An 18694-nucleotide genomic window follows, 5' to 3' on the forward strand; every position below is an offset into this window, starting at 1 on the left:
CCCGACATGTCCAAGAAGCTGCCCGACGTCAGCAATATCGAACGCCTGGAATTGTTTGGCGAAGACTACAACCCCACCGCGACCATCGAAAACGTGGAAGGCCAGAGCCTGTCGCTGCAGATCTACTATCAGCTGGCGCTGGACTTCGGCGGCATCGGCCCCAAGGCGGCCAACTCGGGGCTGCTGATGTACGGCAACCACGCCGATGACGCCCGCGCCAACCCCGGCAAGCACCCGAACATCGATCGTCTGATCGACGTGCTGAACAACGACTTCTACCTGTCGGTGAAGGCCGTCCCCAAACGCAGCAACCAGGCCGGGTAGACCGGAGCGGCGTCCGACTCAAACCCGGTTGGCGTGGATCAGGCGCCAGCCCCGGGTCGGGTGCCGGTGCAGGCGGGTGCGGCTGGCATAGTCGCATTCCAACTGGAACAGCCGCGCGTCCGGCACCCCCATCACCCAGCCCACCAGGGCGCGGATCACCCCGGCGTGCACGACCAGCAGCACGCGCTCGGCCTCCAGGGGCCGCAACGCCGCCTCGAAGCCGGTCTCCACCCGCCGCCGAAAGTCCGCCAGCGGCTCGGCCCCTGCCGGCCGCGCGTGGACTGGGTCGGCGTAGAAGGCGCGGTACTCTTCCGGCCGGTCACGCTGAAGCTCAACCCGGGTCCGCCCCTCCCAGTCGCCGAAGCCCACCTCGCGCAGATCCGGCGCCAGGGACAGCGGTAAATCCTGTCCGGCGGCGAAGCGTTCAGCGAAGGCGCGGCAACGCTGCATCGGCGAACTGACCACGTACTGCCAGCCGGCCTCGCCTTTCACCGCCTGCTCCATCTGGGCCCACCCGCGCGGGCTCAGCGGATCGTCGCAGCCATGACCGCGATAGCGCTGACCGCCCTCCGGCTCCCCGTGGCGCAACAAATCCACGATCATGCCGTCACCGCCTGCAATTCCCGCCGCAGGCGCGTCCAGTCGAAGCAGGGCCCGGGGTCCGTCTTGCGCCCCGGCGCGATGTCGCTGTGACCCACCAGCCCATCCGCGCCAATACCGGGGTAGCGTGCCCGGAGCCAGCCCACCAACCGCGCCAGTTCGGCGTACTGCGCCGGGGTGAACGGATCCTCGTCGGTCCCCTCGAGTTCGATCCCGATGGAGAAATCGTTGCAGCGCTCGCGTCCGCACCACTGCGACGCCCCTGCATGCCAGGCACGGCGGGAGAACGGCACGAACTGGGTGGCCCACCCGTCGCGGTTAATCAGCACATGGGCGGAGACATGCAACGCCGCGATCTCGGCAAAGTAGGGATGGGCCTGCGGATCCAGCCGGTTCTGGAAGAGCTCGGCGATATGCGGTCCGCCGAACTCGCCGGGCGGAAGACTGATCGCATGCACCACAATCAACTCCGGGTCCTGTCCCGGCGGGCGGGCATCCTGGTTCGGGCTTTCCACCACGCGCGCGGGCGGCCACCAGTCGATGTCGCTCGAGGTCATGGTGCCTCCTCGGGTGGGCGCGCGAGGCAGGCGGTCAGCGCCTCGCGCAGCAGGGGCAACCGGGGCGGGGCCTCCAGGCGACCGTGGTAGGCGCCCGCCTGGAACACGAACAGCGCCGGCAGATGGAAGACCTCGAATTCGCGCACCAGGGCGGTATCCGTCTCGGCGTCCACCACGAACAAGGCAGGCGCATCCGCGGCCGCCTGCCACTCCGCCAGGACCCGACCCATCACCTTGCAGGCGCCACAGCCCTGGCGCGTGAACAGAATCACCGCCGAGCCCGGCACATCCATCAGGCGCTGATGAAAATCAAACTGGGTCAGACGCGGGAGCGACCCGTCCGTCCCGGCCGCGGCTGCAGTGCCCGACACATCGGTCAATGGCTTACCCTCACCGTTACTGTCTTTATGAATGCTGGATCGTGGGTTAGTTTACGCGCCCCGCTGAGAAGGAATCGATCACCCCGGTGTCTGAACTGAATCCTCAACAACAGGCCGCCGTGACCACCACGGACCACCCACTGCTGGTGCTGGCCGGAGCGGGGTCGGGCAAGACGCGCGTGATCACCGAGAAGATCGCGCACTTGATCGAGCAGCGCGGGCTCGAGGCGCGCCGCATTGTTGCCATCACCTTCACCAACAAGGCGGCGCGCGAGATGCGCGAGCGGGTGCAGGGCCGCCTGGCGCGCGAGCAGGCACGCGGGCTTAGCGTCTCCACCTTTCACACCTTCGGGCTCAATTTCCTGCGCCGTGAACTGCAGGCGGCCGGGCTGCGTGCCGGCTTCTCGATCCTCGATCCGGGCGACTGCCGGCAATTGCTGCGCGAAATCACCTACCGCGATGACACCGGCTCCGAGGTGGACGCACTGGTCGGCCACATCAGCCGCTGGAAGAACGACCTGATGACGCCGGCGGAGGCGCTGCACGAGGCGAGTCAGATGACCGATGCCCCGGAGGCCATCGCCGCCGCCAACCTCTACCCACGCTACGAGGACGCCCTGCGCGCCTACAACGCGGTGGATTTCGACGACCTCATCAAGCGCCCGGTGGACTGCCTGCGCGACGATCCGGAGCTGCGTAACCGCTGGCAGGACCGCATCCGCCACCTGCTGGTCGACGAGTACCAGGACACCAACTCCGCGCAGTACCAACTGGTGCGCCTGCTGGTTGGCGTCAGTGATGGACTGACGGTGGTCGGCGATGACGACCAGTCGATCTACGCCTGGCGCGGCGCGCGCCCGGAAAACCTCGTGCGCCTGCAGGACGATTTCCCGCGCCTGGAGGTAATCAAACTGGAGCAGAACTACCGCTCCACCAACCGCATCCTGCACACCGCGAACGCGCTGATCGCGAACAACCCGCACGTATTCGAGAAGCGCTTGTGGAGTGCGCTTGGCGAGGGCGAAAAGATCGAGGTCATCGGCTGCTCCGACGCCGACACCGAGGCGGCGCGCGTGGTCTCCGAGCTGATGCGCCGGCGTTTCCGTCTCAACGCGGGCTGGGGGGATTTCGCGATCCTCTACCGCAGCAACCACCAGTCCAGGCTGTTCGAGAAGCTCCTGCGCGAGCAGGGCATCCCCTACCGCCTGAGCGGCGGCCAGTCGTTCTTCGAGAAGGCCGAGATCAAGGACCTGGTTGCCTACCTGCGCCTGCTCGCCAACCCGGACGACAACACCGCGTTCCTGCGCGTGGTCAACGTCCCGCGCCGCGAGATCGGGCCAGCCACCCTGGAAAAGCTCGGCCACTACGCCAACCAGCGCGGCACCTCCCTGTTGCAGGCCGCCCGCGGCGCCGGTCTTTCCGAATACATGGATGCCCGCGCCCAGGCCCGGCTGGAGCGCTTTACTGACTGGATTGACGGCTTCCAGCGCCGCGGCGCGGAAGAGTCCCCGGACGTCCTGCTACGCGCCCTGGTCGAAGACATCGACTACGAATCCTGGCTGTTGGAGAACAGCCCCAACCCGCGCGCAGCGACCCGGCGCATGGACAACGTGCGCGAATTCATCGACTGGGTCGGGCGCATGGGCGGAGCGAACACCACGGCCGAATACGGTGATGACGAGGCCGAGGACACCCGCAGCATGGGTCTTGCCGACATCGTCAATCGGATCAGCCTGATGGACATCCTCGACCGCAACCGGGATTCCCAGGACGGCAACGAGTCGGTACAGCTGCTGACCCTGCACACCGCCAAGGGCCTGGAGTTTCCGCATGTCTGCCTGGTCGGCTTCGAGGAGGAATTGCTGCCACACCGCGTCAGCGTCGAAGACGACTCCATCGAGGAGGAGCGCCGCCTGGCCTATGTCGGCCTGACCCGCGCCCAGCAAACCCTCCTGATCACCTACGCCCAAAGCCGAAGCCGCTACGGCGAAAGCATCGATTGCGAGCCCTCGCGCTTTCTCGACGAACTCCCCGGGGAGCATCTCGACTGGCCCGACGCCAAGCCGCCGGACCCCGAGACCCAGCAGCTCACCGCCCGCGCCCACCTCGCCGGCCTGAAGGCCATGCTGGAAAAATAGGGCCCCTTAGAGATTCAGGCCTCGCACCGCCGGACTTACACTCAAGAAGGCTTCAGCAGCTTCAGGCCGACGCGGGTGATGCGGGCGCCGTCCATCTCGCGGATGACCAGGCGCATCGGGCCGAGATCGACGGCATCGCCGACGACCGGTTCGGCCTGGAGCTCGCGACGCAGATAGACCTCCAGGGTTTCACCCTGGCGTTCGGGCGGGACCGGGGCGCCATAGGCCATGCCGACTGCGCCCAACTGGGCGTCGCCGTTGAGCGCGAATTCGCCGAACACGCTGCGCTCGGTGAGGCGTTCCGGCACCTCGTCCTTGGGCACGAACAGGCGGTCGAGGTCATGCAGATCCGCGGGCGTGACCATGATGTAGAGATGGTCGCCGGCGTGCAGATCCAGCAGCTCCAGGGTCTCGAGCAATTTGCCCTTGCGCAGATGCGCCACCACCCGTGCGCTGCCCGGCAAGCGGAAGTTCGACCAGGCCTCGCGCACCACCGGGGTGGTCTCCGCCAGACGGTAGCCGACCAGCTCCATCTCCTGCTGCCCCGGGATGTCGAGCTCGGTGCGCTGCACCCGCGCGGTGGTGGGGGGCAACTCCAGCCCCAGCCAGCGCGCCGAGGTCGCGACGGTCCAGCCCTGCACCAGCAGCGAGATCAGCACGACGAAGAACACCACGTGGAAGAAGTAGCCAGCCAGTTCCAGCCCGGCCAGCAAGGGGAACAGCGCGAGGATAATCGGCACCGCCCCGCGCAGACCAACCCAGGAGATGAACACCTGCTCGCGCCAGGGAAAGCGGAATGGGTAGAGGCAAATCCACACCGCCAGCGGCCGCGCGATCAGGATCAGCACGGCGGCGACCAGGCCGGCGTCCAGCGCCACCGGCGGGAGCTCGGACGGGGCGACGATCATGCCCAGCATCAGGAACATGCCGATCTGCGCCAGCGAGGCGATGCCGTCGTGGAAGCGCTTGATGTTCTGCGAGGCCTCCAGCGGTCGGTTGCCGAGCAGCAGCCCCGCCAGGTACACGGCGAGGAACCCGGAACCGCCGACCAGCCCGGTGAGCCCGAAGATGGCCAGTGCCCCGGCCATGGCAAACAGCGGATAAAGCCCGGCCGCCATCGGCACCCGGTTGATCAGCGCGAGCAGGGCAAAGCCGCCACCCACCCCGAGCAACGCGCCCAGGCCCATCTGCTGGACGAACTCCACCAGCACCACCAGACCGAACTGCTGTTCCGGCATCAGCAGCAGTTCGATCAGCACAATGGTGAGGAAGATCGCCATCGGGTCGTTGGAGCCGGACTCGATTTCGAGCGTGGCGCCGACCCGGCTCTTCAGCTCCAGCCCACGCGAGCGCAGCAGGGAGAACACCGCCGCCGCATCGGTGGACCCGACAATCGCCCCGAGCAGCAGCCCCTCCAGCCAGGACAGTCCCAGCCACCACACGGCGAACGCCCCGGTCAGCCCCGAGGTGACGATGACCCCGAGTGTGGCCAGCCCCAGCGCCGGCTTCAGCCCGATGCGGAAATTGCGCGCCGGTGTGCGCATCCCGCCGTCGAACAGGATGATCGCCAGCGCCGCCGAGCCGATCAGATAGGCAACGGTGATATTCTCGAACACCAGACCGCCCGGGCCTTCCGGGCCCAGCAGCATCCCGATGACCAGGAACACCAGCAACAGGGGCACACCCAGCCGCGAGGTGATCACGCTCGAAAGGATGCTCCCCAGCAGCACGATCGCGGCCAGGAAGATGATCTGGTTGGAGAGGTCCATGCGCCAATCATACCGGAACACCCCCGCATCCCGACGGCGCTCCACCCGCTGGAGAGAGGCTGGCCTGCTGGCCACGGCACTCCTGTGCGTGGCGGTCGCCAGCCCAACCAGCCTGGCCGGGAGCGGCGTCGATGCCTTGCACTTCGAATTCGAGAACGACCTGTTCGGGGGCGAGGATCGCTACTACACCAACGGGGTTCGCATCGGCTGGACGCGCAGCGAGGAACGCGTGCCACCGTGGCTGCGGACTGTGGCGGACAGCCTGCCGTTCTTCATCCGTCGCGAGGAGCCCGAACGCCTGAAGGCGGCGATCCACCTGGGTCAGAACATGTACACCCCGGAGGATATCGAGCGCACGACGCCGGACCCGGATGATCGCCCCTACGCCGGCTGGCTGTACCTGAATTTCAGCATGGCCGCGGAACACGACAACCGCCTGGACCGCCTGCAGGTCACGCTGGGCACGGTCGGCCCGGCCTCCCTGGCCGAACGCACCCAGAGGGAGGTCCACAGCTGGTCCAGCGCACCGGAGCCAAAAGGATGGGATCACCAGATCGGCAATGAACCGACGCTGATGCTGGCCTACGAACGCCAGCTGCGCGGCCGGTCACACCGCACGCCAAACGGCTGGGGCGCCGACCTGACCCCGCACTGGGGCGCGGCTGCCGGAACCCCCTTCACCTTCGCGAATGCCGGTGCCATCGTGCGCGCGGGGCGCAACCTGCCGGGCGATTACGGCCCGCCCCGGATCCGCCCGGCCCTGTCCGGCACCCACACCTTCGAGACCACCGCGCGCGTCGGCGGCTATGCGTTTGCCGGTATCGACACGCGGCTGATGCTCTACGACCTGTTCCTGGACGGCCCAGTCTTTCGTGACGGGCCCTCGGTGGACAAACACCCCGTGGTGGGCGAACTCACCGCCGGGGTCGTGTTTCATGTAGGCGGGGTGCGCCTGGGCTACACCCATGTCTGGCGCTCGCGCGAGTTCAGCGGGCAGGCCAAGGGCGCGGCCGAGTTCGGCTCGCTGCACGCCACCTGGCAGTTCTGAACACAGGGATTCAGAACACCGCGGCCTCGACATCCGGGTACGTGGTAGCCACCGACCGGTCGATCTTGTCGTCGAAGCCGGGGTAGTGATCGATCAGGTCACCCATGCGCTCGCGCACCAGCGGCACGGTCTCGAAAGCGGCCAGCCCCTGTTCCACACCTTCCTCGATCCCCTCCCAAAGCGTGACCAGATAACGCTGCAGCCGGGCCAGCGTCTGCGCATCCTCCAGCCGACCGTGGCCGGGTACGACCACCGCCGGCTCCAGCGCGATCAGCTCGTCCAGCAGGTCGATCCATTGCGCGACATCGCCATCCCAGACCGACGGCGCACGATCGCTGTAGACCACGTCCCCGGCCAGCAGGACCCGCGTCTGCGGCAGCCAGATGCTCAGATCGCCCGGCGAATGGGCACCCCCGGAGGGAAGAATCACCACCTCGGTGCCGCCAAGGTCACGGGTGATACGCTCGTCCACCGCAACATTCGGCAACAGCGGCGTGGTGTCACCGGTCGCGCCCTCGGTCATCTCGCGGAAATTCTCGACCCAGCCTTCGGCCTCCGTCTCCATACGCGCGGTCGCGGCGGAACCGGCCATGATCTCCGGGTCGGAATCGGCGAAGGCGTGGTTGCCCAGCCAGTGATCCCCGTGGCTGTGGCTGTTCACGATCCAGCGCACCGGCTGACCCGTGACCTCGGCAATCGCCTCGCGCAGCGCCACACCCATGGTCTCGGAGGAGCCCGTGTCGAATACCAGCACGCCGTCGTCGGCCACCACGAACGCCATGTTCGCGTTCCAGCCGAGGTTCTCGCGACTGGGGAGATCCCGCGCCGGCGTCATCACCGCATAGACGCCCGGCGCCACCGCCTCGGGCGTCATCGCGTAGTCCTCGGGCGCGGCCGCGTCCGACTCCCCCGCGATGGAGGCCTGCGGTAGGGCAACCGCCGAGACTACCAGCGCCAGCACACCCAACCCGGTCCATCCGCTCATCGTCCGCTCCTTCTATCGGCAAAAATGTATCGGCAAAAATGCCGCTCAAACCCATTTCATAGACTGCACCCGATCACGGAAGTGCCGCCCCGAGCAGTCGTGACCGGCAGCCGACCGTGCTGCGGACACGAATGCGTTAGCATTCCGGAGATCCCCCCTGCACGGAGCCTGCTGTGCGCCGAATCTCCCGCACCTTCCTGACCGGCCTGGCCGCGATCCTCCCGGCCGCGATCACGCTGGCCCTGCTGTGGTGGCTGGGCAGCACCGCCGAGGATGTCCTCGGGGGCCTGCTGCAGGCCGTCCTGCCGGATCTGCTCTACTTCCCGGGCATGGGGATCCTGGCCGGCATCGGCCTGATCTTCGGCCTCGGGGTGTTGCTGCAGGCCTATGTCGTGCGCTGGCTGTTCGACTGGCTGGAGGGCCTGATGCAGCGCATCCCCGTGATCAAGACGATCCACGGCACCGTGCGCGACGTCACCAACCTGCTCTCCGGCGACATCCATCAGCGCTTCGGGAAGGCCGTGCTCGTCACGTTCCCCGGCACCGACTTCAAACTGGTCGGCTTTGTCACCCGCGAGGACTTCGAGGGCCTGCCGGACAACCTGGGGGGGCCGGAGACGCTCGCGGTCTACATGCCCATGAGCTACCAGATCGGCGGCTACACCCTGATGCTGCCGCGCGAGCGGGTCGAGCCGCTGGACCTGCCGCTGGAGGATGCGATGCGCTACGCCCTGACCGCCGGCGTCTCCGCGCGCCAGGACAAAGGCTAAGGAGACGCTGATCAATTCGCACGTCCGCGTTGGTGCCCCATTTTTTCCGAGACAAGGCGCGGTGCGCAGTGCCGTAGTCACTCTACGGTCAAGCGGCGCAACGCAGAATCGGGGAAAATGGGGCACCAACGCGAACGTGCGAATTAATCAGCGTCTCCTTAAGGGGTAGAATCCGGCGCATGACGGAACACGACACCCAGCCCCGGATACTGGTCGGCGTCAGCGGCGGCATCGCCGCCTACAAGGCCTGCGAGCTGGTGCGCGAGCTCAAGCGCGCCGGCTGCGCGGTGCGCGTGGTGATGACCGCGGGTGCCCGCGCCTTCGTGACCCCGCTGACCTTCCAGGCCCTGTCCGGCGCGCCGGTGCGCACCGAACTGCTGGATGCCGAGGCCGAATCCGGCATGGACCATATCGCCCTAGCGCGCTGGGCCGATCGCATCGTGGTCGCCCCCGCGAGCGCCAACCTGATCGCCCGCTACGCCCAGGGCCTGGCGGACGACCTGCTGAGTACCCTGCTGCTGGCCACCACCGCGCCGGTCACCCTGGCGCCGGCGATGAACCACCGCATGTGGGCACACCCGGCCACGCAGGCCAACATTGCGACCCTGGTCGAACGCGGCGTGACCCTGATCGGACCCGACAGCGGCGACCAGGCCTGCGGCGAGCAGGGCGAAGGCCGCCTGCGCGAGCCGGCCGCGATCGCGCGCGAACTGCTGCAGCCAGCAGACGCCCCGCTAGCCGGTCGCCAGGTGCTGATCACCGCCGGCCCCACCTTCGAACCCATCGACCCCGTGCGCTTCATCGGCAACCGCAGCTCCGGGCGCATGGGCTTCGCCCTGGCCGCGGCCGCGCGTGATGCCGGGGCACGCGTGACCCTGGTGCATGGCCCCACCGCACAGGCCGTGCCCGCCGGCGTCGAGGGCGTTGCCACCGAAACCGCCGCCACCATGCACGCCGCGGTGATGGAACGCCTGCCCGCGACCGACATCCTGATCGCGGCGGCGGCCGTGGCCGACTACCGCCCGGCCAAACCACAGGCCCAGAAGATCAAGAAATCCGACCCCACGATGCATCTGGCCCTGGAACGCACCCAGGACATCCTCGCCGACGCCGCGCGCCAGGCGGCCACGCTCCCCCGGCGCCCGTTCCTGGTGGGCTTCGCGGCCGAGACCGAGGACCTGCGCGAGCACGCCGAGACCAAGCGCCGAAACAAGGGGCTCGACCTGATCGCGGCCAATCGCGTCGGCGAAGGCCTCGCCTTCGGCACCGCCGACAACGAGCTGCTGTGCCTGTGGGAGGGCGGCGAGCGCACGCTGCCGAACCAGCCCAAGGCCCAACTGGCGCGCGCGCTGATCGACCTGGTCATCGAGCGCCTGAACCCACGCGAAACAGATTAGTCATTGCCAAGGAACCCCGAATGCCCGTCCCCGAGATTGACCTGAAGATCCTCGACCCACGCATGGGCGCGGACTTCCCGCTGCCCGCCCCGGCCACCGACGGCTCTGCCGGCGTGGACCTGCGGGCAATGATCGAGGCCCCGCTGACGCTGGAGCCGGGCACGGCCGAGCTGATCCCCACCGGGCTGTCGATCCACATCGAGGATCCGGGCTATGCCGGGATGATCCTTCCGCGCTCCGGGCTCGGGCACAAGCACGGCCTGGTGCTGGGGAATCTCGTGGGCCTGATCGACGCCGACTACCAGGGCCCGCTGATGGTCTCCTGCTGGAACCGGGGCGCGAGCGCCTACACACTCGAGATCGGCGAGCGCCTGGCGCAGCTCGTCATCGTCCCGGTCATCCAGCCGAAATTCCGCGTGGTCGAGGACTTCGAAGAGACCACCCGCGGCGCGGGCGGCTTCGGGTCTTCGGGCCGGGGCTGACCCCGGCCCGGCACCCCAACCGCATCAGGTCTCCAGCGCGGAGGCGGGCCCGAAGAACTCGTAGTTCACCCGGTCGTCCGGGATACCCAGCCCGCGCAGGTGGGCGCGCACCTGCTGCATGAAGGGCTTCGGTCCCAGGAAATAGACATCCACCTCGCGGCTGTCGGGCAGCCACTCGGCGAGCTGCTCCCGGGTCAGGAAGCCTTCCGCGTGCGGCTGGTCGCCGGCACGCGGTTCGCTGTAGCAATAACGACGCGTCAGACCGGACACCTGTTCTGCCTGACGTTCCACCCAGTCGTGGAACGCGTGCACGCCACCGTGTCGCGCACAGTGGAGAAAGTGCACCTCGCGACCGTCGGCCAGCGCCGCCTCGGTCATCGCCACCGCCGGCGTAATCCCGACTCCCGCGGTCACGAAGGCCACGGGGCGATCCGACGCCCGCAGCACGAAATCGCCGGCCGGCGGGAAGACATCCAGCACGTCGCCCTCCTGAACCCGGTCATGCAGGAACGTCGAGGCGACACCGCCCGGCTCGCGCTTGACGCTGATGCGCAGGGTCTTGCCGTTCGCCGCCGCCGACAGGGAATAGTTCCGCCGTACCTCCTTGCCGTCGATCAGCAGGCGCAGCCCGAGGTATTGCCCTGGCTGGTGCGGCGGAACGGGCTGACCGTCCACCGGCTGCAGATAGAACGAGGTGATCTCCTCGCTCTCGGGGAACTTGCGCTCCACACGAAAGGCGCGGGCACCACGCCAGCCGCCGGGTTGCTGTTCGTGCGCGGTGTACACGCCCTCTTCGGCCTCGATCAGGATGTCGGCCAGTTGCTGATAGGCCGCGCCCCAGGCCTCCAGCACCGCATCGGTCGCGACCTCCTCGCCCAGCACCTCGCGCATGGCCTGCAACAAGCAGGTGCCGACAATCGGGTAATGCTCGGGCTGCACCTGCAACGACACGTGCTTGTTGACGATCTGGCCCACCAGCGGGCCCAGGGCCTCCAGTCGGTCGATGTGCCGTGCATAGTTCAGGACCGCATTGGCAAGGGCCCGTGCCTGCTCGCCACTGGCCTGATGCGCCTGGTTGAACAGCGGCTGCACCTCCGGGTAGTCGCGCAGCATGATCTCGTAGAAGTGACGGGTGAGGGCTTCGCCGCCGGATTCCAGCAGCGGCACGGTTTGCTGGATGATCGCCTTCTGTTCGGTCGAGAGCATGGGACACCTTCATTTGTTGTATGTGGTGCGCAGCTTTATACCCGCCACGGCGTCACCGGTCAAACCATGCATATCGAATCGACCTTCAAGGAGACGCTGACCATGACCGCCCCGACGCACCCGCAAGGCGGGGTGCTAAACTGCGCGGCTGCGAAACCCGACAACCGGACCCGCCATGGATACCCAGACGGCCCATTCCGTTGCCCACGTACTGATTGAAGCGCTGCCCTATATCCAGCGCTTCGCAGGCAAGACCATCGTGATCAAGTACGGCGGCAACGCCATGACCGAGGACCACCTGAAGGCCTCGTTCGCGCGTGACATCGTTCTGCTCAAGCAGGTCGGCGTGAATCCAGTGGTCGTGCATGGCGGCGGACCGCAGATCGGCGAACTGCTGAAACGCCTGGGCAAGGAGACGGAATTCGTCAACGGCCTGCGCGTGACCGACCGCGAGACCATGGACGTGGTGCAGATGGTGCTCGGCGGGCTGGTGAACCAGGAGATCGTGTCGCTGATCAACCGCTTCGGCGGCCGGGCCGTCGGCCTGACCGGCAAGGACGGGCAGATGATCCGCGCGACCCCGTTGCGCGACTACGGCGCGGCCGAGGGCGAACCCAGCGTCGACCTGGGCCATGTCGGCCAGGTGGAAGGCGTGGACCCGAGCATTGTCCACACCCTGGATCAGAGCGACTTCATCCCGGTCATCGCCCCGATCGGCTTCGACCGCGACGGCAAGGCCTACAACATCAATGCCGACACCGCGGCCGAGAAGCTCGCCGTGGTGCTGGATGCGGAGAAGCTGTTCCTGCTGACCAACACCCCGGGTGTGCTCGACGGCAGCGGGGCGCTGCTACCGCGCCTGGCCGCGCCGGAGGTGGATGCCATGATCCGCGACGGCACCATCCACGGCGGCATGATCCCGAAGATCCGCTGCGCCCTGGATGCCGTGCGCAGTGGCGTGAACGCCACCCACATCGTGGACGGCCGAGTGGAACACGCGGTACTGCTGGAGCTACTGACCGACCAGGGTGTGGGGACGTTGATCAGTCGTTAACGCGGCCATTCAGCACCAGTTGCTGAAAGTCGCGGCGGTCCAGATCCAGGCGCTCGTGGATCGCGGACAGGCGCTCACGCTGCCCCCGACGGTACTGGCGCTCGCGAGCAATGCGCGCGTCCAGCTCGTCCAGCTCCGCCCGGTAACGATCCGCCAGCGGGGAGTTTTCATTGGCGCCGTCCAGCTGCCGGCGGATGCGCTCGCGTTCACGCAGCAGGGTCCTTTCCTGGGCCTCGCTGCGCAGGACGTTGCCACCAATCGAACGCTCGCGGCGCTCGCGCAGCTCCTCGATCTCCTCCAGCGAGGTGTAAGCCCGGCGCAACTGGTGCTCGCGCGCAACTCGATCCTGTCGCGCGCGCTGCGTCGCCTCCAGGTTGCGTTCCGCCTGCTCGCGCTCGGCCGCGGCCTGCGCCCGCTCCTCGGCGCTCATCGGGGCCGGCAGGATCTCGCGCATGCGCCCCTCGGAGTCGTAGATGCGGCGTTCGCGCTGGCTGGTCTCGGGCTGCGGGGTGCTGGAATAGTGTACGGTCCCGTTATCATCCACCCAGCGGTAGATATCCGCCTGGACCGGGACCGCGAGCCCCAGCAACAACGCACCGGCCAGCGCCGGGCGAAAAACCCCTGACCGCTGCCCGTTCCACACACCCCAAATGACCATTTTCGAACACCTCGGACTCGTCTTCATCGCCATCGTGGCCAACGGGTTCTCCGCGTTGGCCGGTGGCGGGGCGGGCCTTTTGCAATTGCCCGCCCTGATTTTTCTGGGCCTTCCCTACCCCGTGGCACTGGCCACCCATAAAATCGCATCCGTGGCTCTGGGTGCCGGTGCCGGCCTGCGCCACGTCAAGAAAAGCACATTCGCGCCCAGGCGCCTAGCCATTATCCTGCTGGCCGGTCTGCCTGGGGTGTTAATCGGTGCCTGGCTGGTGTTGGGGATCCCGCCGCGGGCCGGCGAAATCGCCCTGGGCCTGCTGACCATCGGCCTCGGCTGGTACTCCTGGCGCCGCCCGCAGCTCGGGCAGGTGGTGCGCGAGATCGGCTTTTCCTGGAGCCACGCCCTGATCGGCGCGGCCGGTCTGTTCCTGATCGGCATCCTGAACGGCTCGCTGGCCTCGGGCACGGGGCTGATGGTCACCCTGTGGCTGGTGCGCTGGTACGGCATGAACTATACCCAGGCGGTCGCCTACACCATGGTCCTGGTCGGCCTGGTCTGGAACGGGGCGGGCGCCCTGATGCTCGGGACGCTCGGGACGGTGCAGTGGGACTGGCTGCCGGCACTGCTGGTGGGCAGTTTTGTTGGCGGATATCTGGGCGCCTGGGCGGCCCAGCACTACGGCAACCGCCTGGTCAAACGCGCCTTCGAGGTCGTCACCGTCCTCACCGGGATCGCCCTGCTGCTGCCCGTGCCCTGACGCCCTGCCTCACCAGGGCAATCCACCATGAAGCACACGAAGGCACGAAAGGGGAACATGCCCTTCGTGCAGGAAGGGCATGGCCTGGAAGTGATTGGCCGTCCCCGCAAATCCGCAGAGCGAAATGGGTTTGGCGGCAACATCCACTCACTCCGCGATCTTCGATCCCTCCGTGGCGCAACGGCCTTGGCCCTTCTTCGGGCCTTCACGCGCTCGGCGCTAGCAAACGCGGGCTATTCTTCGGCGTCGCCCGGGCTTTCGCAGCGGTTGAGGAGGTCGAAATGCTCGATCCCTTCGAGGAGGCCCCGCGCGTGCGTGGCCCCGGCGAAGAAGATGCGCTGGAAGCCGCGCAGGCTCTCCAGCTCTGGCTGGTGGTTGCCCACCACCGTCCCCAGCAGGCGCCCGCGCAGCATGTCCTCGTCGTTGCCAGAATCGCCGGCGACCAGCACGTGCTCCAGCGGGATGCCCCACTTGTCGGAGAGATAGCGCACCGCCAGGCCCTTGGAGGCGCGCACCGGCAGCAGGTCGAGGAAACGGTCGTGCGAGTAGATCACCCGGGCGTGCAGGTCCTCGCGGTACAGCCGGGTCTCCACCGCCTTCGCATCCAGACTGCCGGGCGGCTCGACGAAAAAGCTGACCTTGAATGCGCGCTGGTCCACATCCGGCTGAAGGACCAGATTTTTCTCCTGCTGCAGACATTCGCGCAGCCGGTCCGGCTCCCAGCGATGACTGATATGGCGCGCCCAGCCACGATCCTCGGTCTGCTTGGTGCCGTAATGAATCTCGCTGCCCACCGAGGTGATCCAGACGTCCGGGGTGGGCACGCCATGCTCCTCGAGGATCGCCGCGGCCGAATCGATGCGCCGTCCCGTGGCCACGCCGAAGGCGACACGCTTGCGATTGCGCTTGAGCCAGGCGACGAAGGCACGAGTGGCCTTGTCATCGCCCAGCAGGGTGTTGTCGATGTCGGTGATCACGGCGCGATCCATCTGCGCCAGATGACCGGAGACCCGGCGCTCGTGGTGGCGCTCCTGGCGCACCTCGCGGGTCAGCGACTTCACCAGCTTGACGTATTTCTCGGCGTGGCCGTCCCAGGAATAGTGCTGGCGCACGCCCTTGAGCCCGGCGCGCGAGTAACGCTGCCAGCGCGGACGATCCGCGAGGATGGCCTGGATCGCGTCGGCGATGCCCTCCGGATCCAGCGGATCGATCAACTGTCCGTTGTGGCAGCGCGAGATGATCTCCTCCGGTCCGCCGTCGTTGGTGGCCACGATGGGGGCGCCGCTGGCCGCGGCCTCGATCAGGGTCAGGCCGAAGGGCTCGGTCAGCGCCGGGTTCACGAATACGCCCTTGCTGGAGGCCACCAGGCGGTAGAGATCCGGCACGTCGTCGGAGTCGTGGTGCTTCGGGTAGGCCACCAGGCCATGCAGGTCGTGGCGATCGATCCGCAGGAGCAGATCGGTCATGACGTCGCGCGCGCCCTTGTCGAGGTCGGCGATGTCGTCACGGTTACCGGCAACGATCAGCAGGTTCGCGTTCTCGCGCAGCCAGTCATTCCCGGCGTAGGCCTCCAACAGGCCGCGGATGTTCTTGCGCTCGTCGGCGCGCGACAGGGCCATGATCAGCGGGCGGTCAGGGGTTTCCAGGAAGCGCCGGACCGCGGCCCAGATCGGCGGCTTGCGCTGACCCCGCTTCGGCGGATGGAAGCGCGTCAGGTCGGTGCCCGGCGGAATCACCTCCATGCGCTCCGGCTGATAGTTGTCGTAGGTCGCGTACTGTTCGCCAATCTCCTGGCGGGTACTGGCAATCACGCGGTGGGCATGAGCCAGCGCCTCCTCCTCCGCATGAATGCGGGTGGAGATGTTGTAGCGCGCCTCGATGTCGGCGTCCGACATCCCGCTCTCGCGCAGGCGTTCGCGCTTGACCCGCCCTAGCGAGTGGCCGGTCTGCAGCATCGGTGCGCCCAGCAGGTTCGACAGCTGCACCGCGACATGCCCGGCATCGGCGTAATGCCCGTGGATCACGTCCGGCCGCAGCCCCACCCGCCGGATATGCCCCAGGGCGTTGTCGGCGAAGCAGTCCAGATAGGGCCAGAGCTTCTCCTTGCGCAGGTAGCGCCGCGGGCCGCAGTCCAGACGCACGATATGGGCCCCGTCGCCCAGGTCTTCTTCCGGTTCGGCGTAGTCGGCGGATACCTTGCTGTCGACCACCCGCCGGGTCAGCAGGTCAACCCGGCCGACCTGCGGGTGGCGGGCCAGCGCGCGCGCGAGCTCGACCACGTAGAGCGTCTGCCCGCCGGTGTCGGCGTCGCGACCCAGCTCCAGCTCCCGTCCGCGGATCAGGCCGTGGACACTGATCAGGACGAGATAAAGGCCTTCACCGTCGCGTGACTTGCTCTGGGTCTTTTTCATGGCACCTCGGGTTCCGGGCTGTCGAACAGGCTGAGGGTCTCGGGGTTGTCGATCAGGCCCTGCGAAACAAGCACCGCGGTCGCCGACCAGGTCTGGCGATAGTTGGCGCGCCGGCCGACCAGACGACCATGGCGCCCGTCGTAGTACTCCGGCCAGTTATCGCGATACAGGCGCTCGGCCGCGACCGCATGCACGCTACGCGCGAGATCCGGCCGCCCGACGCGCAGGGCCGCGCCGGTGAACGCCCACAACAGTGCCGGCCAGTTGCCGCCGTTGTGGTAGGACCACGGGGTATTCTTGGGATCGGACCCGGTCAACAGGCGCCACTCCTCGCCCACCATCGCCGGATAGCAGATCTTGACCGGCATGGTCCCGATCAGGTCCTCGAAGCGCTGCTCGAAGGTCTGCATGATCGAACGCGACTGGTGCTCGTCGGCCAGCCCGAACAGGACCGCCAGCAGGTTGCCGAAACTGAAGAAGCGAAAGTCCATGCGTCCGGGGCCGAGGTTGCCGACCAGGTACCCGCTCTCCGAAGGGATCCAGTCCACCAGCCAGTCGGGGATGCTCTCGGGATAGATGTTCAGCGAGTTCTCGGACTCGTGGCCGAAGTGCTCGGTGCGATAGCGATGGATATCGTTCAGCCGCTCGAGATCCAGCCAGTAGTAATTGCGAATGTAATCGGACAGCTGCCGCGTACGAATCGCGGACTGCTCGCACAAGAGCTCCGAGTCCTTGTCGCAGGGTTCGAGCATCGCCAGCGAGGCCTTCAGCATCCCGTAGAACAGGGCCTGGATCTCCAGCGGGTGGCCGAACACCCCCATGCGCCGATCGATCATGAAGCTGCCGTCCGGCACCAGCAGGGTCGGGAAGACCTCGAAACGGTCCTGCAGGCAGATGCTCAGGATCAAGCGGATGCCGCGCTGCACATCGGCACTCTTGATGAAATCGGTATCGCCGGTGCGGTTCTGGTAGGCCCGCAGCAGCAGCACCCACCACATCATCGAGTCGACCGGCGCCACACGCCCGATCGCGCGATCGCCGAAGTCCGCCGCCAGGGACTCGCGCCCGTTCTCGTCGGTGAACACGCGGAAGCTCGCCGGCATCACCCGCGGCAGGCGGCGATGGCCCTCGATCTCTTCCTGGGTATCGCGGATCTGCAGGATCAGCGCGAGGAAGTCGCGCACCACCTCGGGCTCGTCGTTCAGCAGATAGACCAGCCCCGAGGGCACGAAGTCGCGGATGAAGCAGTCGGCATAGTTTTCCGCAGGCGCCCGCTCGTCCAGGCTGGCCACCGTGCCCACCGTGCGCCCGCGATAGCGCACCTCGGCATCGTGCAGCAGCTGGTAGGCGGATTCGAGCGTCGGATTGCGGGCGTCGGGCGGGAGCTGATTCATAAACACCGAGTCTATGGAAACCCGTGCGTTTGTGCACGCACCCCAGCCACTTGCCACCCCCCCCATAAACTTCATACGATCTGCATCATAAAGAGCGAAAGCGATTACTTACTTGCATGCAACGAAAATCCGGCGACGAACGGCGCGAAGAGATCGTTCAGGCCCTACTCGACCTGACAGCCGAACGCGGGGCACGGGACGTCTCCACCCAGGCCATTGCCGATCGGGTGGGCATCGCCCAGCCCACGATCTTCCGGCATTTCCCAACCCGCGACGCGATCTTCCGCGCGGCGCTGGAGTCCATCGGCCGCAGGCTCCTGGACGTACTCACACCGATGCTGTCCGGACGCGGCTCGGCAGACGTCCGCCTGCGCAACCTCCTGACCCGACAATTGCGATTCATCAGTCGGCGCAAGGGGCTGCCGCGCCTGATCTTCTCCGAACGCCTGCACCTGGAAGACCCCGAGTTGAAGGCCGTGGTCCGCGACATCATCGACCGTTACACCTCCCGGCTGGAGGAACTGCTCCGGGAAGGCGTCACCCAGGGATGCTTTCGCCAGGACATGGAAACCGCCGAAACCGCCCGCCTGATCGTGGCGATGATCCAGGGGCTGGTCATGCGCTGGTCACTCTCCGATTTCGAGTTTCCGCTCGACCAGCAGGGCGACGTGCTGTGGCGACTGCTGGAGCCTGCATTGCGAGCACCGCAGGACCAACCGACTCAGGCACCCGGCCCGCACCCGAACACATTCGACTAACCCGAGGAG

At 67.2% G+C, this 18694-nt stretch carries 18 protein-coding genes; 9 read left to right on the top strand and 9 right to left on the bottom strand.

What is annotated here, in order from left to right; genetic code table 11:
• Positions 1–6: 6 nt before the first annotated feature.
• Entirely contained in the window at positions 7–324 is a 318-nt protein-coding gene (locus G335_RS0106780) for a DUF2322 family protein (RefSeq protein WP_018144666.1), read from the top strand.
• Between the two features lie 18 nt (positions 325–342).
• Here the strand turns inward: G335_RS0106780 and G335_RS0106785 are convergent, their stop codons facing one another.
• Genes G335_RS0106785 through G335_RS0106795 form a run of 3 tightly spaced genes read right to left on the bottom strand, consistent with a single transcriptional unit; the run spans position 343 to position 1861 of the window.
• Positions 343–927 (bottom strand): histidine phosphatase family protein, encoded by a 585-nt coding sequence (locus tag G335_RS0106785; protein WP_018168376.1) that lies wholly within the window; start codon positions 925–927, stop codon positions 343–345.
• Positions 924–1481, bottom strand: coding sequence for a 1,6-anhydro-N-acetylmuramyl-L-alanine amidase AmpD (gene ampD / locus G335_RS0106790; RefSeq protein WP_018168377.1), 558 nt, complete (start codon positions 1479–1481; stop codon positions 924–926). The genes G335_RS0106785 and ampD overlap by 4 nt, the downstream gene beginning before the upstream one ends.
• Positions 1478–1861: a thioredoxin family protein gene (locus G335_RS0106795; RefSeq protein ID WP_018168378.1), complete on the bottom strand. Its 384-nt coding sequence runs from the start codon at positions 1859–1861 to the stop codon at positions 1478–1480. The genes ampD and G335_RS0106795 overlap by 4 nt, the downstream gene beginning before the upstream one ends.
• An 86-nt stretch (positions 1862–1947) precedes the next feature.
• Here G335_RS0106795 and G335_RS0106800 point away from each other — a divergent pair, with 86 nt between their 5' ends.
• Positions 1948–3999 (top strand): UvrD-helicase domain-containing protein, encoded by a 2052-nt coding sequence (locus tag G335_RS0106800; RefSeq protein ID WP_018176258.1) that lies wholly within the window; start codon positions 1948–1950, stop codon positions 3997–3999.
• A gap of 41 nt (positions 4000–4040) precedes the next feature.
• Here the strand turns inward: G335_RS0106800 and G335_RS0106805 are convergent, their stop codons facing one another.
• Entirely contained in the window at positions 4041–5768 is a 1728-nt protein-coding gene (locus tag G335_RS0106805) for a potassium/proton antiporter (RefSeq protein ID WP_018144672.1), read from the bottom strand.
• 88 nt (positions 5769–5856) lie between these two features.
• Between G335_RS0106805 and G335_RS0106810 the strand changes: the two genes are divergently transcribed.
• Positions 5857–6816 (top strand): lipid A deacylase LpxR family protein, encoded by a 960-nt coding sequence (locus G335_RS0106810; RefSeq protein ID WP_018168382.1) that lies wholly within the window; start codon positions 5857–5859, stop codon positions 6814–6816.
• Between the two features lie 10 nt (positions 6817–6826).
• On the opposite strand, the gene G335_RS0106815 is transcribed toward G335_RS0106810, so the two are convergent.
• Positions 6827–7801 carry an MBL fold metallo-hydrolase gene (locus tag G335_RS0106815; protein ID WP_018176260.1) on the bottom strand — a complete coding sequence of 325 codons (975 nt, stop codon included), beginning with the start codon at positions 7799–7801 and terminating at the stop codon, positions 6827–6829.
• Positions 7802–7974: 173 nt separating this feature from the next.
• Between G335_RS0106815 and G335_RS0106820 the strand changes: the two genes are divergently transcribed.
• The 3 genes from G335_RS0106820 (at position 7975) to dut (ending at position 10450) form a co-directional block, all read left to right on the top strand.
• Complete coding sequence (locus G335_RS0106820) at positions 7975–8571, top strand: DUF502 domain-containing protein (RefSeq protein ID WP_018176261.1); 597 nt, start codon at positions 7975–7977, stop codon at positions 8569–8571.
• A 179-nt stretch (positions 8572–8750) separates the two neighbouring features.
• Complete coding sequence (gene coaBC / locus G335_RS0106825; protein ID WP_018176262.1) at positions 8751–9968, top strand: bifunctional phosphopantothenoylcysteine decarboxylase/phosphopantothenate--cysteine ligase CoaBC; 1218 nt, start codon at positions 8751–8753, stop codon at positions 9966–9968.
• 20 nt (positions 9969–9988) lie between these two features.
• Positions 9989–10450 carry a dUTP diphosphatase gene (gene dut / locus G335_RS0106830; protein ID WP_018176263.1) on the top strand — a complete coding sequence of 154 codons (462 nt, stop codon included), beginning with the start codon at positions 9989–9991 and terminating at the stop codon, positions 10448–10450.
• A gap of 24 nt (positions 10451–10474) precedes the next feature.
• Here dut and hmpA read toward each other — a convergent pair whose 3' ends face one another.
• The gene (gene hmpA, locus G335_RS0106835) at positions 10475–11656 is read right to left on the bottom strand and encodes an NO-inducible flavohemoprotein (protein WP_018176264.1); all 1182 of its coding nucleotides are present in this window, start codon (positions 11654–11656) and stop codon (positions 10475–10477) included.
• 175 nt (positions 11657–11831) lie between these two features.
• Between hmpA and argB the strand changes: the two genes are divergently transcribed.
• Positions 11832–12710, top strand: coding sequence for an acetylglutamate kinase (gene argB / locus G335_RS0106840; RefSeq protein ID WP_018168391.1), 879 nt, complete (start codon positions 11832–11834; stop codon positions 12708–12710).
• Here argB and G335_RS0106845 read toward each other — a convergent pair.
• Positions 12700–13368 (bottom strand): DUF4124 domain-containing protein, encoded by a 669-nt coding sequence (locus tag G335_RS0106845; RefSeq protein WP_018176265.1) that lies wholly within the window; start codon positions 13366–13368, stop codon positions 12700–12702. The two genes, argB and G335_RS0106845, sit on opposite strands and share 11 nt — an antisense overlap.
• Between G335_RS0106845 and G335_RS0106850 the strand changes: the two genes are divergently transcribed.
• On the top strand, positions 13361–14122 hold the full coding sequence (locus tag G335_RS0106850; RefSeq protein WP_018168393.1) for a sulfite exporter TauE/SafE family protein: 762 nt from the start codon (positions 13361–13363) through the stop codon (positions 14120–14122). The two genes, G335_RS0106845 and G335_RS0106850, sit on opposite strands and share 8 nt — an antisense overlap.
• A gap of 233 nt (positions 14123–14355) precedes the next feature.
• On the opposite strand, the gene G335_RS0106855 is transcribed toward G335_RS0106850, so the two are convergent.
• Positions 14356–16533 (bottom strand): HAD-IIB family hydrolase, encoded by a 2178-nt coding sequence (locus G335_RS0106855; RefSeq protein ID WP_018176266.1) that lies wholly within the window; start codon positions 16531–16533, stop codon positions 14356–14358.
• Complete coding sequence (locus G335_RS0106860) at positions 16530–17927, bottom strand: glycoside hydrolase 100 family protein (RefSeq protein WP_018168395.1); 1398 nt, start codon at positions 17925–17927, stop codon at positions 16530–16532. Before G335_RS0106860 ends, G335_RS0106855 begins: the two co-directional genes overlap by 4 nt.
• A 116-nt stretch (positions 17928–18043) precedes the next feature.
• Between G335_RS0106860 and G335_RS0106865 the strand changes: the two genes are divergently transcribed.
• Positions 18044–18685 (top strand): TetR/AcrR family transcriptional regulator, encoded by a 642-nt coding sequence (locus tag G335_RS0106865; protein WP_018176267.1) that lies wholly within the window; start codon positions 18044–18046, stop codon positions 18683–18685.
• Positions 18686–18694: the final 9 nt, after the last annotated feature.

The sequence above is a fragment of the Thioalkalivibrio sp. AKL8 genome (assembly GCF_000380525.1).
Taxonomy (GTDB): domain Bacteria; phylum Pseudomonadota; class Gammaproteobacteria; order Ectothiorhodospirales; family Ectothiorhodospiraceae; genus Thioalkalivibrio; species Thioalkalivibrio versutus.